We start from the raw sequence: 13,600 nt of genomic DNA, 5'->3' as shown, positions 1-13,600 counted from the left end.
ATGATAGACGAAGTAGAGGGAACTCTTTCCTCTGAGGTAGCAAGCAAATGGACAGATGACCGTATCGACTTGCTGCGTACGATGTGGTCGGATGGCAAGACGGCGTCGCAGATTGCGGAAGCGATAGGTGACATGAGCAGGAATTCGGTGATTGGAAAAGCGCACCGGCTCGGCCTTAAGTCTAGGCCGTCTCCCGTCAAAGCAAATGGTAACGCCTGAAGTTCAAAGAACGACTACTTTCGGGAAATTAAAATGAGCCACTGGGCGGCTACAAATGGCGCAATTCTGCCATTCCCCACCCCAAAAAAGCGGCCGACCCGTCCCCGGATCGGCCGCTTCATATATGTCCAACTCGCTGTCGGACTTACCTCGTCACGCCGCCTGCGCGGCTTCTTCGCTGGCGGGCAGGCGGATCAGATAGTCGAAGGCTGACAGGCCCGCCGTGGAGCCTGCGCCCATGGCGATGACGATCTGCTTGTAGGGCACGGTCGTGCAGTCGCCTGCCGCGAAGATGCCCGGCACGCTGGTTTCGCCGCGGGCGTCGATTTCTATTTCGCCGCGGGGTGAAAGGGCGACCGTGTCTTTCAGCCATTCGGTGTTGGGGACCAGACCGATCTGGACGAAGATGCCTTCCAGTTCGATGTCATGTTCCTCGCCGCTGTTGCGGTCCTTGTAGGACAGGCCGGTGACGCGATCGCCATTGCCGTCGACCTCGCTGGTCAGCGCCGATGTGATGATCTTGACGTTGGGCAGGCTGGCGAGCTTGCGTTGCAGCACCGCGTCGGCGCGCAGCTGGCTGTCAAATTCGATCAGCGTCACATGGGCGACGATGCCCGCCAGGTCGATCGCGGCTTCGACGCCGCTATTGCCGCCGCCGATCACCGCGACGCGCTTGCCCTTGAACAGGGGGCCGTCGCAATGGGGGCAATAGGCCACGCCCTTGTTGCGATACTCGTCCTCGCCCGGCACGCCCATCTGCCGCCAGCGCGCGCCGGTGGAGAGGATGAGGGTGCGGCCTTTGAGCGACGCGCCGTTTTCCAGCACAACCTCATGATAGCCGCCTTCGGTGCGGGCGGGGATCAGCTTCGTCGCCTTTTGCAGGTTCATGATCTCGACGTCATAATCCTTCACATGGGCTTCGAGCGCGGAAGCGAGCTTTGGCCCTTCGGTGCGCGACACGGAGATGAAATTTTCGATGTCCATCGTGTCGAGCACCTTGGACTTGTAACGGTTTTGTGCCGGTCACCTACCTCATTATGCCACCTTGGCTTCGAACGCGAGCGGGCTAATGCCGCCCAGATATGAATGGCGACGGCGGGTGTTGTAGAACCCATTGATGTACTGGAAGATGGCAGCCTCTGCTTGTCGCCGCGTTGGCCAGCTCTGCCGCCAGATGAGTTCGGCCTTCAGGGATTTGAAGAACGTCTCGACGGACGCATTGTCGTAGCAATTTCCCTTGCCGCTCATCGATGGACGCAGGCCATAGGCCTGCAGCTTTTTCTGATAGTCGTAAGAGCAATATTGGCTGCCGCGATCCGAATGGAAAAGGCAGCCTTCCGGAGGCTGGCGCAGGCGCACCGCCATATCCAGCGCCCTGATCGCCAGGTCCTTCTTCATCCTGTCACTGACAGCCCAGCCCACGACGCGGCGGCTATGCAGGTCCAGGATGACGGCGAGGTAGAGCCAGCCTTCGGATGTCCAGATATATGTGATGTCGCCGGCCCATTTACGGTTGGGCGCATCTGCGGCAAAATCGCCGTCCAGCCAGTTCGCTGCGACACCCAGGCGATGGTGGCTATCAGTCGTAACCTTGTGCTTGCGCGTGCGGACTGGCTTGATCCCGTTGATCTTCATCAGGCGCCCGACCCGGCGCTCGCCAACATCGAGCCCCACCTCCTTCAACTCCATCGTCATGCGAGGACGGCCGTAGCTGCCAAGGCTCAGCCTGTACTGTTCCCGGATATGGGCCAGCACTTTCATATCTGTCCGCTCCCGCCTGCTAATCGGGCGCGAGCGCCAGGAACGATAGCCGCGTTCACTGACATCCATGACACGGCAGAGCAGTTCAACGGGCCAACGATGCCGCCAGCTATGCACAAAAGCGAACTTCACGGCCTTTGGCTCGCGAAGAACTGCGTGGCCTTTTTTAGCACTTCCCTCTCCTCCCGCAGCACACGGTTCTCAAGACGAAGGCGTTCATTCTCACGCGCCAGATCTGCCTGCGGCGCTGCCACCAGGTCAGATGGCCGATACTGTGACACCCATTTGCCCAGCGTCGACTTCCCTATCCCCAAATCCGATGCAACCCTGTCGCGGGGTAACCCGCTGGTCAGTGCAATCCGCACCGCCTCCTGCTTGAACTCTTCTGTGTGCTTGATCATCTCGTCGGTCTCCTGTTGCGAGCTCTAATCGCTCAGGTGACCGGCGCAAATCCGTTACAAGTCCACCTGACCGCCGAAGCGTTCGGCGGCAACGCCGGTGCGGATGCCCTTGCGCGCGGCATAGATGGCCGCCGCCGCCCCGGCAGGCCCGCCGCCGACGATCAGCACCTCGAACGGGTCCTGGCGCTTGATCTTTTCCGCCGCGCGGGTGGCCGCGCCGCTGTCGATTTTGGCAACGATCTGCTCCAGTTCCATGCGGCCCGACCCAAAGGGTTCGCCGTTCAGGAAGATGGTGGGCACGGCCATCACCTTGCGCTCGTCCACCTCCGCCTTGAACAGCGCGCCGTCGATGGCGACGTGGCTGATGCGGGGGTTGAGGACGCTCATCAGGTTCAAAGCCTGCACCACGTCCGGGCAATTCTGGCAGGACAGGGAGAAATAGGTTTCAAAGGCAAAGTCGCCGTCCAGCCCCTTGACCTGTTCGATCAAATCCTGCGCGGCCTTTGACGGGTGGCCGCCGACCTGGAGGAGGGCGAGGACCAGCGACGTGAACTCATGGCCCATCGGAATCCCCGCGAACCGGACGCCGATGTCGGTGCCCACGCGGCGGATCATGAAGCTGGGGACGCGCTTGTCAGCGCCGGTGGTCACGCTGACCTTGTCGGACAGGGCGGCGATTTCATTGAGCAGGTCATTGAGTTCGCGCGATTTGGCGTCGTCACCCAGAGAGGCGACGAGTTCGATAGGCTCACGGATGTTGACCAGATAGGCCTTGAGCTGCTGCGTCAGGGTGGCGTCGAGCATGGAATAATCCTTACGTTAGATACAATAATGGCCCGGAGCGGAGGAGAGGTTCCACTCCGAGCCACTTTGCGACCCGCTAGGGGAGCGATAATTTAGATCTTGCCGACCAGGTCGAGCGAGGGGGCGAGGGTTTCTTCGCCTTCTTCCCACTTGGCCGGGCAGACTTCACCGGGGTGCGCGGCGACATATTGCGCGGCCTTCACCTTGCGCAGCAGTTCGGTCGCGTTGCGGCCCACGCCTTCGGACGTGATTTCCATGAACTGGATCACGCCTTCGGGATCGACCAGGAAGGTCGCGCGGTCAGCCAGACCAACGCCGGGGCGCATCACGTCGAAATTATTGGTGATCGTGCCCGACTGGTCGCCCAGCATGTAATAGTTGATCTTGCCGATGGCGGGCGACGTGTCGTGCCATGCCTTGTGGCTGAAATGCGTGTCGGTCGATACCGAATAGACTTCGACGTTGAGCGACTGGAGGGTCGGGTAGATGCCGGCCAGGTCTTCCAGTTCGGTCGGGCAGACGAAGGTGAAGTCGGCGGGGTAGAAGAAGAAGATCGCCCACTTGCCCTTCACGTCCGCGTCGGTGACGTCGACGAACTTGCCTTCCTTGTAGGCGGTCGCGGCGAACGGCTTGATGGTGGTGTTGATGAGAGCCATGGGCTTGTCAGTTCCTTCTGAGGGGTTGCTGTTGCCGACCCCATGTAGGGTAGCGGCTGAGTCGAGGGAAATTGGTTTTATCGGACTTGGAGAGTGAGAAAAACGATCACGGCTTATCTGATTGATCGATCCAGTCACCGCGCCCTGCGTCGCCCCGCCATTGCCCCAGCGCGAGCATCATCGCGCGCTCGACCATGGCCTGGGCTTCCTCGGCGGAAAAGGTGGTGGGATCGAGGCAGATTTCGAGCCACAGCCCATCGACCAGAGCAGTCAGGCTGATCGCCGCCAGGCGGGCGCGGTCCTGCGGCATTTCCGGCACGATCGCGCGCAGCAGCGCTTCGAGCTGGGCGCGGGTGCGCCGGTAGACATCGGCATGGATGGCGGCGATGCCGGGGTCGGTCCGGACCAGGCTCCAGAAAGCGGTCCAGGTCGCGAGCAGATCGGGATCAAGGATGGGCGCGCGGAAATTGGCCTGAAGGCAGGCGCGGAGCTGGTCGCGCGGATCGTCGCCCGCTTCCTCGACCGCCTGTTCCAGCGCGGCGGACACACGCACGCCGACATCCTCATAGGTGGCGAGGATGAGGGCGTCGACGCCGTCGAAATAATGGGTGAGCAGGCCAGACGAAACACCCGCGCGCGCGCAGATGGCGCGAACGGACGTGCCAGCGACACCTTTTTCGGCAAGGCACCGCGCGGTCGCTTCGATCAGCGCCTGTCGCCGCACGTCCGCGCTTTCGCGAATGAAGCGCGCGCGTGCCTTTGAAATTCCCTTACGGTTTACTGGCTTTTCTGTCATTTCTTCCCCCGAAGGCCCGCTTTGGGGTCTGGCGATGCGTCTGGCAAGATACGCTGTTGCTTCGGGCGTGTCTCTAACGGCGAAAACTGTCGGCCGCAGCGCTGGCCAGACGGTCGGCGCGTTCATTTTCGGGGTGGCCGGCATGACCCTTGACCCATTTCCAGGTCATTTGATGCGGGGCGGCGGCCTTGACCAGAGCCTGCCAGATTTCGACATTCTTGACCGGCTTGTTGTCGGCGGTGCGCCAACCCTTCTTCTGCCAGCCGAACACCCATTTGGTGATGCCGTCCATCACATATTTGCTGTCGGTATGAAGGGTGACGCGGCACGGCTTCTTGAGCGCATTGAGCGCCTCTACCGCGGCCATCATCTCCATGCGGTTGTTGGTGGTGAGTGCTTCGCCGCCCGACATTTCCTTTTCCGTGTCGCCAAACCGCAGCACCGCGCCCCAGCCGCCCGGACCCGGATTGCCCTTGCACGCGCCGTCGGTGAAGATGTCGACGATAGGCAGGTCAGTGCTCATGCTGCGTGCTCCTGCACAGGCGGGAGCCCGTTCGCGCCGCCAGGATAGGCAGGCATGGAACCGGGTTCCCGACTGTGCGGGAACAGGTTGCTTTTGTCTGCTGCTCTCATGCGCCCAATAATTCCGCTGGATTGGCGCTGGCGTAGAAATCGAGGCGGCGCAGATAGGCGAGCGGGTCCTTGCGAGTCACCAGCGCATCGGGCGGCGTGTTGATCCAGTCATAGGCGCGGGTCAGCAGGAAGCGCAGCGATGCACCCCGGCACAATATGGGGAAGGCCGCGCGCTCTGCGTCGGTCAGGCCATGGGCCAAGTCATAGCCAGCGCCAAGCGCCGCCGCGCGATCAGCAAAGAAGCTGCCGCCGTCATGGCTGAACACCCAGGCGCTGTGGGCGATGGCCAGATCATAGGCGCGAATGTCGGTGCAGCTGAAATAAAAATCGATCAGGCCCGTCACCCTGTCGCCCAGCATCAGCACATTGTCGGGGAACAGGTCCGCATGGATGACGCTGCGGGGCAGGTCGGCGGGCCAGTGTGCGTCGAGAAAGGCGAGTTCGTCGCGGACGCGGGCGGCAAGGCCGGGGGCGATCTGGTCGAAATCCTCACCGCAACGGGCCGCCAGATCATGCCATCCGGCAAGGTCCAGCGTGTTGCGCCGTTCGAGCGGGAAGCCCTCTGCCGCGCGGTGCAACTCGCCCAGTGCCGCGCCGGTCGCGCGCGCCTGTTCCGGGGTCGGTTCGGTCAGCGAAATGCCGGTCAGAAATTCAATGAGGCAGGCGGGGCGGCCCGACAAGGTCTGGAGCCGCTGACCGTCGCGATCGGCGATGAAGCGCGGGACAAGGCAGCCGCGCGCGCCCAGATGATCGAGCAGGTCCATGAAGAAGGGCAGGTCGGCCTCATCCACCCGCTTTTCATAGAGCGTGAGGATATAGCGGTGGCCAGAGCCATCATGGCCGGTGGTCTCCAGCAGATAATTGCTGTTTTCCACCCCTTCGGCGATCCCCTTGGCGGATACGAGGCGGCCTGCGTCATAGCGGCTGAGGAAGGCGTCAATCTCTTCGGCGGGAACATGGGTATAGACGGCCATGATTCAGACGGTCTCCAGCCCGCGTGGCAGCTTGAAAGCGATGGTCTCACGCGCGGTTTCAACCTGTTCCTCGGTCACGGTGAAGCGGCTGGCGATCGCATCGACCACTTCGCGCACCAATATTTCGGGTGCGGATGCCCCGGCGGTCAGGCCCAGCGTGGTAACGCCGTCCAGCCAGCCAAAATCGATGTCGTCGGCGCGCTGGATCAGGCGGGCTGGCGTGCCTTCGCGTTCGGCGACTTCGACCAGTCGCAGGGAATTGGAACTGTTGGGCGCGCCGATGACATAGAGCGCTTCGCAACGCGCGGCGATCGCCTTCACCGCTGTCTGGCGGTTGGATGTGGCGTAGCAAATATCCTCGCCCTTGGGCGCGACGATCGCTGGAAAGCGCTCTTGCAGGGTGGCGACGATCGCGGCTGTATCATCGACCGACAGGGTGGTCTGGGTCAGGAAGGCAAGATTGGCGGGGTCGGCGGGGGTAAAGGCCTGCGCGTCCTCGACCGTTTCGATCAGGGTCATGGTGCCGTCCGGCACCTGGCCGAACGTGCCGATGACTTCGGGATGCCCCTTATGCCCGATGAACAGGATGTGGCGGCCATCCTTGACCTGCCGTTCGGCCTGGCGATGAACCTTGCTGACCAGCGGGCAGGTGGCGTCGAGATAGGAAAGGCCGCGTTCCTCCGCCTTGGCAGGGACGGCCTTGGGCACGCCATGGGCGGAAAAGACGACCGGCACGCCGTCGGGCACCTGGTCCAGTTCCTCTACGAAGATCGCGCCCTTCGCCTTCAGGCTGTCCACCACATATTTGTTATGGACGATTTCATGGCGGACATAGACCGGCGCGCCATAGGTTTCGATCGCCCGTTCGACGATGATGATGGCGCGGTCGACCCCGGCGCAGAAACCGCGCGGTGCGGCGATCAGAAGGGTCATGGGCGGGCGGGCGGCGGCGCTGTCGGTCATGGCTTTGCGCTTAGGCGAATGTGGGCCGGGAGGAAAGCCGCTTCCTTGCGGTTGCGCGAGGGGCGGGGGATGGATAAGGAAGCGCAAAGCTTCTGGCCGACGGGCCATGCCAAGGAATTTCTGCCTGTGCCAAGGAACATCTGCCTGCCTCATACTGCCCTGAACCGTGTCGTTGTGACCGGCATGCTGGCCCTGGCCCTGGCGGGCTGTTCGCGCCGGGGTGAAATCGACGCATCCGGCGGTATCGTCGCTGTGCGCTCTGCCTGCCCGACGGCGGCCGTCCCGGCCTATACCGGCGACATCACCCTGTTCAATCCGGCCCAGAGCCGCGATGCTTCCGCGATCGACGTGGTGGCCGACATTACCAATCTGCGCTCGACCTGCGCCGATGGGGCGCAATTCTATACCGAAGCGAGCTTCACCGTGAACGCCCGGCGCAGCGACGCCAGCGTGGCTCGGCAAGTGACGCTGCCCTATTTTTCCGCCGTGGTGCGTGGCGGCAACAGCGTGATCGCCAAGCGGGTCGGCCAGGTGACGCTGAACTTTGCTGCGGGCGAATATCGCGCCAGCGCGCAGGCGAAGGCGGGTTCCTATGTCGACAAGGCATCGGCAACGCTGCCTGCCGACATCCAGGCCAAGATCACGCAGAAGCGCAAGGCGGGCGACGCGGATGCCGCGATCGATCCCTTTGCCCAGCCAGAGGTCAAGGCGGCGCTGCAACGAACCAGTTTCGAGCTGCTCGTGGGGTTCAACCTGACCCAGGACCAGCTCCAATATAACGCCACGCGTTAACGGCCAGCCCATCATCCGTTCGGGCTGAGACAAGTCGAAGCCTTGCACTTCTTGAAGACAAGAGCAGCCCTTCGACAGGCTCAGGGCGAACGGGACTTGTAGAAAGTTTCGTCTCGTGTCCCTCTATACCCGTTTCACCGCCCATCTCGACACTGTGCTGGACATATTGGAAGCCGACGGCGTCCTGCCTGCCGGCCTCAATCGCAAGCCGGTGACGGTCGAGCCGCCGCGTGACGCCAGCCATGGCGATCTGGCGACCAATGCCGCGATGGTGCTGGCCAAGCCGGCGGGGACGAACCCGCGCGCGCTGGCCGAGGCGATTGTCGGCAAGCTGGAGGGGCTGGCCGAGGTCGAGAGCGCGTCGATCGCCGGGCCGGGCTTCATCAACCTGACCCTGACCGACGCGACATGGCGCTCGGAGCTTTCCGTTATGGCGGAAGAGGGCGACGATTATGGCCGGTCCGACATCGGGCAAGGTGTCACGGTCAATGTCGAATATGTTTCCGCCAATCCGACCGGCCCCATGCATATGGGGCATTGCCGGGGCGCCGTGGTGGGTGACGCGCTCGCCACCCTGCTGGAATATGCCGGGCACAAGGTGATCCGCGAATATTATATCAATGACGCTGGCGGGCAGGTGGATGTCCTCGCCCGATCGGTGCATCTGCGCTACGCGCAGGCGCTGGGCGAGGATGTGGGCGAGATTCCTGAGGGTCTTTACCCTGGCGATTATCTGGTGCCGGTTGGGCAGGCGCTGGCCGCTGAATATGGCGACCGCTTTTTGAAGGCGCCGGAAGCCGACTGGCTGGTCACGTTCCGCAGCTTTGCCGTCGCAAAGATGATGGACATGATCCGCGCCGATCTGGCGCTGTTGGGCATCCATCACGACATTTTCGCGTCCGAGGCCGAATTGCAGGCGGCGGGCAAGCCTGACGAGGCCGAAGCCTGGCTGCGGGCGCATGATCTGGTCTATGACGGGGTGCTGGAAGCGCCCAAGGGCGAATTGCCCGATGACTGGGAGCCGGTGGTGCTGCCGCTGTTCCGATCGACCAAATTCGGCGACGATCAGGACCGGCCGATCAAGAAGTCCAACGGCAGCTGGACCTATTTCGGCGCCGACATGGCCTATCATTATCAGAAGGCCCAGAGCGCCGATCAGCTGATCGACATATGGGGGGCGGACCATGCCGGGACGGTCAAGCGTATCCAGGCGGCGGTCGCGGCGCTGACGGAGGGCAAGGCGCGTTTCGACGTGAAGCTTATCCAGATGGTGCGGCTGTTGCGCGATGGCGAGCCGGTGAAAATGTCCAAGCGCGCGGGCAATTTCGTGACGCTGGCCGATGTCGTGCGGGAAGTGGGCAAGGATGTCGTTCGCTTCACCATGCTGACGCGCAAGGCCGATGCGCAGATGGACTTCGACTTTGCCAAGGTGGTCGAGGCGTCGAAAGACAATCCGGTCTTTTACGTCCAATATGCCCATGCCCGCATTTCATCGCTGGGACGGCGGGCGGAAGAGGCGGGGATCGAACTGCCTGCCCCGGACCTGTCCCTTCTTGGGACGGCGGAGCTGGGCCTCGTCAAGCTCGCGGCGCAGTTCCCCCGTGTGGTCGAAGGCGCGGCGCTGACCCGCGAACCGCATAGAATTGCCTTCTATCTCAATGATCTGGCTTCGGCCTTTCACGGCTGGTGGAATATGGGCAATGATGATCCGCGCGCGCGCGTCATTCTGGCCGACGATCCGGCCGTTACGTCGTCGCGGCTTTTCCTGAGCCGTGGAATAGGGCAGATTATCCGCAATGGCCTTGCGCTGATGGGCGTGGCGGCATTGACTGAGCTGAACTAAAGGCGGGCGGAGTTTCGGACGATGGGCGATTATGCACGAGGCCGGCTGGATTTTGACGATGAGGACCGGCTGCCCTGGCTGGAGCCTGCGGTCGATGACGAGGACGACAACAGCATCTCGCCACTGCGGCTGCTGAGCCTGATCCTGCTCGGTCTCGCGCTGATCGGTGTCGTGGTGGCCGGGATATGGTGGTTGCAGAACCGCAATGGTCCCGGCGCTGCGGGTGAGGGCCAACTGATCGAGGCGCCCGCGGACAATTACAAGATCGCCGCCAATGAGGCTGACGCGAAGAAATTCGACGGTGAGGGCGATGCGAGCTTTGCGGCAAGCGAGGGCGTGCCGCGTGATGGACGGATTGACGCCAGCCGCGTCCCCGAAGCACCGATCACCAAGACCGCGCCCGCGCCCACCGGGACCAAGCCGGCCGTCCCGGCCAAGCCCGCACAGAGCGTGACCGCGCGCGTCGCCGACGAAACCAGCGATCGCGCGACCGTGGCGCCCAAGGCGGCCAGCGGCGGCGCGCTGATTCAGCTGGGCGCCTATGGCAGCGCGTCCGGCGCAAAGGATGCCTGGACCAGATTGTCCAAGCGCTTTGCCTATCTCGCCCCGCTCGCCATGACCGTCGAACCGGCGGAAGTTGGCGGCAGCACCGTCTATCGCCTGCGTGCGAGTGCTGGCGGGCAGGCCAGCCTGATCTGCGGCAAGCTGAAGGTGGCGGGCGAAAGCTGCATGGTGGTGAACTGAGCCTTCGCGTTACGATGGACATAGGCGTCATGCTGTTCGAAGGAAGGGCATGACCGAACGGAAACTGACCCGCGCCGCGATCGCGGCGGCGGCGCTTCATGTGCTGAACGAACAGGGGCTGGACCAGTTGAGCCTGCGCAAGGTCGCGGCGCGGCTGGATGTCAAAGCGCCCTCGCTCTACTGGCATGTCGCCGACAAGAATATGTTGCTGGCGCTGCTGGCCGAAAGCATCTTTGCAGATTGCCTGTCGAAAATTCCGGCCTGTGCCGACTGGCGCGACTGGTTGCGCGCGTTCGGCAAGGCGCTGTGGCAGGCGCAGAATGCGACGCGCGACGCGGGGCGCTTGATCCTGGGGGCGGGGCAGCCGGTCGAGGTGCTCAAAGCGATGCAGGATGCGACCAGCGCGCCCCTGATTGCGCTGGGGCTGGAACCGGAGCGCGCCATGATGATGCAGGCGTCGGTGCAGGCGCTGGTCACTGGCTGGACGACATTCGCGCAAGGACCGAACGCGGCCTATCTCCAATCCCAATTGCCCATCGACACCGCCTTTGCCGAGGGGTTGGACGCGCTGATCCATGGCCTTGATCCTGTTCCCTAACAGTGTTAGACTAACATTGTTAGTTTAACTGGTCCGGCACCAATCGCGACAGACGAGGATGCCGGCCTTTGTCAGGGAGAGATGCCATGTACCCATTTCGGGAAGGGTCGTTTGCCGTTCGCAATGGCTGGTATGTTGCCGCGTTTCGCAACGAACTGGGCCGTGATCTGCTGGCGCGGACGATCCTGAACCAGCCGGTCGTCCTGTATCGCAAGGAAGATGGCGAGGCGGTTGCGGTCGGCGGGCGCTGTCCGCACCGACATTTCCCCCTGGGCAAAAGCTGTCTGAAGGGCGATGCGATCGTCTGTGGCTATCATGGCATCGCCTTTGGCGCGGATGGCCGGTGCGTCGATATTCCATCGCAGGATGTCGTGCCGCGCGCCTACAAGATCCCGACCTATCCATTGGTCGAGCATGGCCTGTGGGCGTGGATATGGATGGGGGACGCGGACAAGGCCGATGTCGCGCTGCTGCCCGATCTGGAAGAGATCGGGGTGACTGCGGCGGGCATGACGGCGCGGCCCTTTTATGTGCAGGAGGTGCAAGGGCGCTACCAGTTGCTCAACGACAATCTGCTCGACCTGTCCCATCTCGCCTTCCTCCACGCCAACAGCATCGGCACGGTGGAAAATGCGCAGGCGCCTGAAGAACTGGTCAAGCGCCCCGGATTTCTGAGTTGCCGCCGATATATCCGTAATGCCGACGCGCCTGCCGTGATGGCGGCGACCGGGCGCTATGCGGGCAAGATCGACCGGGTGACGGGGATGGATTTCTACCTGCCGGGCTTTCATGCCGGGATAGGCGACATGGCCTATCCGCAGGACCACCCCGAACATCCCGGCGAGATGATCGTGACGAGCCGGGTCTATCATGCCGTTACGCCGGCGACGCCGCATAGCTGCATCTATTTCTTCGCCATGGCGTCCGAGGATGTGGCGGGCATGGATTTCATGTTCGATTATCTGAAGCCCGTGCTGGAGGAGGACAAGTTCGCCACTGAAGAGATTGAGAAGATGCTGGCGATCGTCGGCGAAAATCCCGACGAACTGCTGATCAAGACCGATCGCAACGCAGTGGAGGGTCGGCGCATGTTGCAGGCGATGATGGACGCGGAAAGGTCTGCGGCGGTTGCGCCAGCCTGATCGCGGATCATCAATTCGCCTTCGACAGGGGCGGGACTTGGCGCTACCATCTGCCGCATGAAACCCGTGATCTTCGGCCTGTCCGGCGCAACACTGACCCCTGACGAACGCGCTTTTTTCGCGGATTCACAACCGGCCGGCTATATCCTGTTCCGGCGCAACATCATCGATCGGGCGCAGCTGCGTGCGCTGACCGACGATTTGCGGGCGCTGCATGGCCGCGACGACCTGCTGATCATGATCGATCAGGAAGGGGGGCGGGTGGCGCGGATGCAGCCGCCGGTCTGGCCTGCCTTTCCGGCGGGAGCGGTGTTCGACCGGCTTTATGACGTCGCGCCGTCCAGCGCGATTGCCGCGGCGCGCGCCAATGCCCGCGCGATCGCGCTGACGCTGGCGGAGGTCGGCATTACCGTCGATGCGCTGCCGTTGCTGGACGTGCGGCAGGATGGGGCAAGCGACATCATGGGCGATCGCACCCTGGGCGCCGAGCCGATGCGGGTCGCCGCGCTGGGGCGGGCGACTCTCGAAGGGCTGGCCGATGGCGGGGTGGTCGGCATCGTCAAGCATATGCCGGGCCATGGCCGGGCACTGGTGGACAGCCATCTGGAATTGCCGGTGGTGCGTGCGGATGCCGATACGCTGGCGAGCGATCTGCAACCGTTCGAGCGGTTGCGGGACGCGCCGATGGGGATGACCGCGCATGTGGTTTACACCGCCTGGGACGCGCAGCGCCCCGCCAGCCTGTCGCCGACCGTGATCGAGGATGTTATCCGCGCGAGGATCGGCTTTGACGGGCTGCTCATGTCCGACGATCTGGATATGAAGGCGTTGCAGGGCGGCATCCCCGATCTGGCGGCGGGCGTGGTCGCGGCAGGGTGCGATCTGGCGCTCAACTGCTGGGGGCGGATGGACGATATGCTGGGCATTGCCGACCAGTTGCCGGAGATAACGGACGCGGGACGCGCGCGGCTCGACCGGGCGATGGGGTCGGTCGAGCGTGATGGCGATCAGCCGGAACTAGCGGAATTGCTGGCGACGCGGGACAGTTTGCTGGGGTTGGTGGCGGCTTGACGAGCGAACTCGAAAATGCCCCCCATAGGGCGACGACCATTGCGCATGACCTTCGGTCATCCCTCCAACGTCATGCTGAATTTGTTTCAGCATCCATTTCTCGTCACGAGCAACTGTGTGAGCTGGAAAAATGGATGCTGAAACAAGTTCAGGATGACGGTGAAGCAGAGGGCCGTTTCATATGCCATAATCCTGGCCCATGC

12 protein-coding genes and 3 pseudogenes are annotated in these 13,600 nt (G+C 63.0%); 7 read left to right on the top strand and 8 right to left on the bottom strand.

Annotated elements, in window-relative coordinates:
• Positions 1–207 (top strand): annotated as a pseudogene (locus SX1_RS24725) (GcrA family cell cycle regulator); the annotation flags it as partial.
• Positions 208–372: 165 nt separating this feature from the next.
• On the opposite strand, the pseudogene SX1_RS22270 reads toward SX1_RS24725, so the two are convergent.
• The 8 genes and pseudogenes from SX1_RS22270 to ispH form a co-directional block, all read right to left on the bottom strand.
• Positions 373–1,221 (bottom strand): annotated as a pseudogene (locus SX1_RS22270) (FAD-dependent oxidoreductase); the annotation flags it as partial.
• A gap of 33 nt (positions 1,222–1,254) precedes the next feature.
• Positions 1,255–2,381, bottom strand: a protein-coding gene (locus SX1_RS00950; RefSeq protein WP_217996397.1) for an IS3 family transposase whose coding sequence is annotated in 2 segments (ribosomal slippage) — positions 1,255–2,150 and positions 2,150–2,381 — 1,128 coding nt in all. Because the reading frame shifts where the segments join, the coding sequence is not laid out codon by codon here.
• A 63-nt stretch (positions 2,382–2,444) separates the two neighbouring features.
• A pseudogene (locus SX1_RS22265) lies at positions 2,445–3,185 on the bottom strand (thioredoxin family protein); the annotation flags it as partial.
• A gap of 92 nt (positions 3,186–3,277) precedes the next feature.
• Positions 3,278–3,841: an alkyl hydroperoxide reductase subunit C gene (ahpC, locus tag SX1_RS00935; protein ID WP_017184095.1), complete on the bottom strand. Its 564-nt coding sequence runs from the start codon at positions 3,839–3,841 to the stop codon at positions 3,278–3,280.
• 106 nt (positions 3,842–3,947) lie between these two features.
• Positions 3,948–4,637: a transcriptional regulator BetI gene (gene betI / locus SX1_RS00930; protein WP_019051539.1), complete on the bottom strand. Its 690-nt coding sequence runs from the start codon at positions 4,635–4,637 to the stop codon at positions 3,948–3,950.
• A gap of 73 nt (positions 4,638–4,710) precedes the next feature.
• Entirely contained in the window at positions 4,711–5,160 is a 450-nt protein-coding gene (gene rnhA, locus SX1_RS00925) for a ribonuclease HI (RefSeq protein WP_017184097.1), read from the bottom strand.
• 106 nt (positions 5,161–5,266) lie between these two features.
• Positions 5,267–6,244 (bottom strand): homoserine kinase, encoded by a 978-nt coding sequence (thrB, locus tag SX1_RS00920; RefSeq protein WP_019051538.1) that lies wholly within the window; start codon positions 6,242–6,244, stop codon positions 5,267–5,269.
• 3 nt (positions 6,245–6,247) lie between these two features.
• On the bottom strand, positions 6,248–7,207 hold the full coding sequence (ispH, locus tag SX1_RS00915) for a 4-hydroxy-3-methylbut-2-enyl diphosphate reductase (protein ID WP_019051537.1): 960 nt from the start codon (positions 7,205–7,207) through the stop codon (positions 6,248–6,250).
• A gap of 183 nt (positions 7,208–7,390) precedes the next feature.
• Here ispH and SX1_RS00910 point away from each other — a divergent pair, with 183 nt between their 5' ends.
• The 6 genes from SX1_RS00910 to nagZ all read left to right on the top strand — a co-directional run bounded on the left by SX1_RS00910 (position 7,391) and on the right by nagZ (position 13,397).
• The gene (locus tag SX1_RS00910) at positions 7,391–7,999 is read left to right on the top strand and encodes a hypothetical protein (RefSeq protein ID WP_026149387.1); all 609 of its coding nucleotides are present in this window, start codon (positions 7,391–7,393) and stop codon (positions 7,997–7,999) included.
• 115 nt (positions 8,000–8,114) lie between these two features.
• The gene (gene argS, locus SX1_RS00905; protein ID WP_019051535.1) at positions 8,115–9,842 is read left to right on the top strand and encodes an arginine--tRNA ligase; all 1,728 of its coding nucleotides are present in this window, start codon (positions 8,115–8,117) and stop codon (positions 9,840–9,842) included.
• 21 nt (positions 9,843–9,863) lie between these two features.
• The gene (locus tag SX1_RS00900; RefSeq protein ID WP_017184102.1) at positions 9,864–10,586 is read left to right on the top strand and encodes an SPOR domain-containing protein; all 723 of its coding nucleotides are present in this window, start codon (positions 9,864–9,866) and stop codon (positions 10,584–10,586) included.
• 49 nt (positions 10,587–10,635) lie between these two features.
• Positions 10,636–11,184 carry a TetR family transcriptional regulator gene (locus tag SX1_RS00895; RefSeq protein WP_019051534.1) on the top strand — a complete coding sequence of 183 codons (549 nt, stop codon included), beginning with the start codon at positions 10,636–10,638 and terminating at the stop codon, positions 11,182–11,184.
• An 86-nt stretch (positions 11,185–11,270) separates the two neighbouring features.
• Positions 11,271–12,326 (top strand): Rieske 2Fe-2S domain-containing protein, encoded by a 1,056-nt coding sequence (locus SX1_RS00890; RefSeq protein ID WP_019051533.1) that lies wholly within the window; start codon positions 11,271–11,273, stop codon positions 12,324–12,326.
• A 57-nt stretch (positions 12,327–12,383) separates the two neighbouring features.
• Entirely contained in the window at positions 12,384–13,397 is a 1,014-nt protein-coding gene (gene nagZ, locus SX1_RS00885) for a beta-N-acetylhexosaminidase (RefSeq protein ID WP_019051532.1), read from the top strand.
• The last annotated feature ends 203 nt before the right edge of the window (positions 13,398–13,600 follow it).

Origin of the sequence: Sphingobium xenophagum NBRC 107872 (assembly GCF_000367345.1) — a bacterium.
Taxonomy (GTDB): Bacteria; Pseudomonadota; Alphaproteobacteria; order Sphingomonadales; family Sphingomonadaceae; genus Sphingobium; species Sphingobium xenophagum.
This window is presented reverse-complemented; position numbering and strand designations above follow the sequence as displayed.

Bases quoted from the DNA above. Each gene is read 5' to 3' on its own strand.
- SX1_RS00910 (WP_026149387.1), top strand. From the start codon at position 7,391: ATGCTGGCCCTGGCCCTGGCGGGCTGTTCGCGCCGGGGTGAAATCGAC.
- thrB (WP_019051538.1), bottom strand. From the start codon at position 6,244: ATGGCCGTCTATACCCATGTTCCCGCCGAAGAGATTGACGCCTTCCTC.
- SX1_RS00895 (WP_019051534.1), top strand. From the start codon at position 10,636: ATGACCGAACGGAAACTGACCCGCGCCGCGATCGCGGCGGCGGCGCTT.
- SX1_RS00900 (WP_017184102.1), top strand. From the start codon at position 9,864: ATGGGCGATTATGCACGAGGCCGGCTGGATTTTGACGATGAGGACCGG.
- SX1_RS00890 (WP_019051533.1), top strand. From the start codon at position 11,271: ATGTACCCATTTCGGGAAGGGTCGTTTGCCGTTCGCAATGGCTGGTAT.
- ispH (WP_019051537.1), bottom strand. From the start codon at position 7,207: ATGACCGACAGCGCCGCCGCCCGCCCGCCCATGACCCTTCTGATCGCC.
- ahpC (WP_017184095.1), bottom strand. From the start codon at position 3,841: ATGGCTCTCATCAACACCACCATCAAGCCGTTCGCCGCGACCGCCTAC.
- betI (WP_019051539.1), bottom strand. From the start codon at position 4,637: ATGACAGAAAAGCCAGTAAACCGTAAGGGAATTTCAAAGGCACGCGCG.
- nagZ (WP_019051532.1), top strand. From the start codon at position 12,384: ATGAAACCCGTGATCTTCGGCCTGTCCGGCGCAACACTGACCCCTGAC.
- rnhA (WP_017184097.1), bottom strand. From the start codon at position 5,160: ATGAGCACTGACCTGCCTATCGTCGACATCTTCACCGACGGCGCGTGC.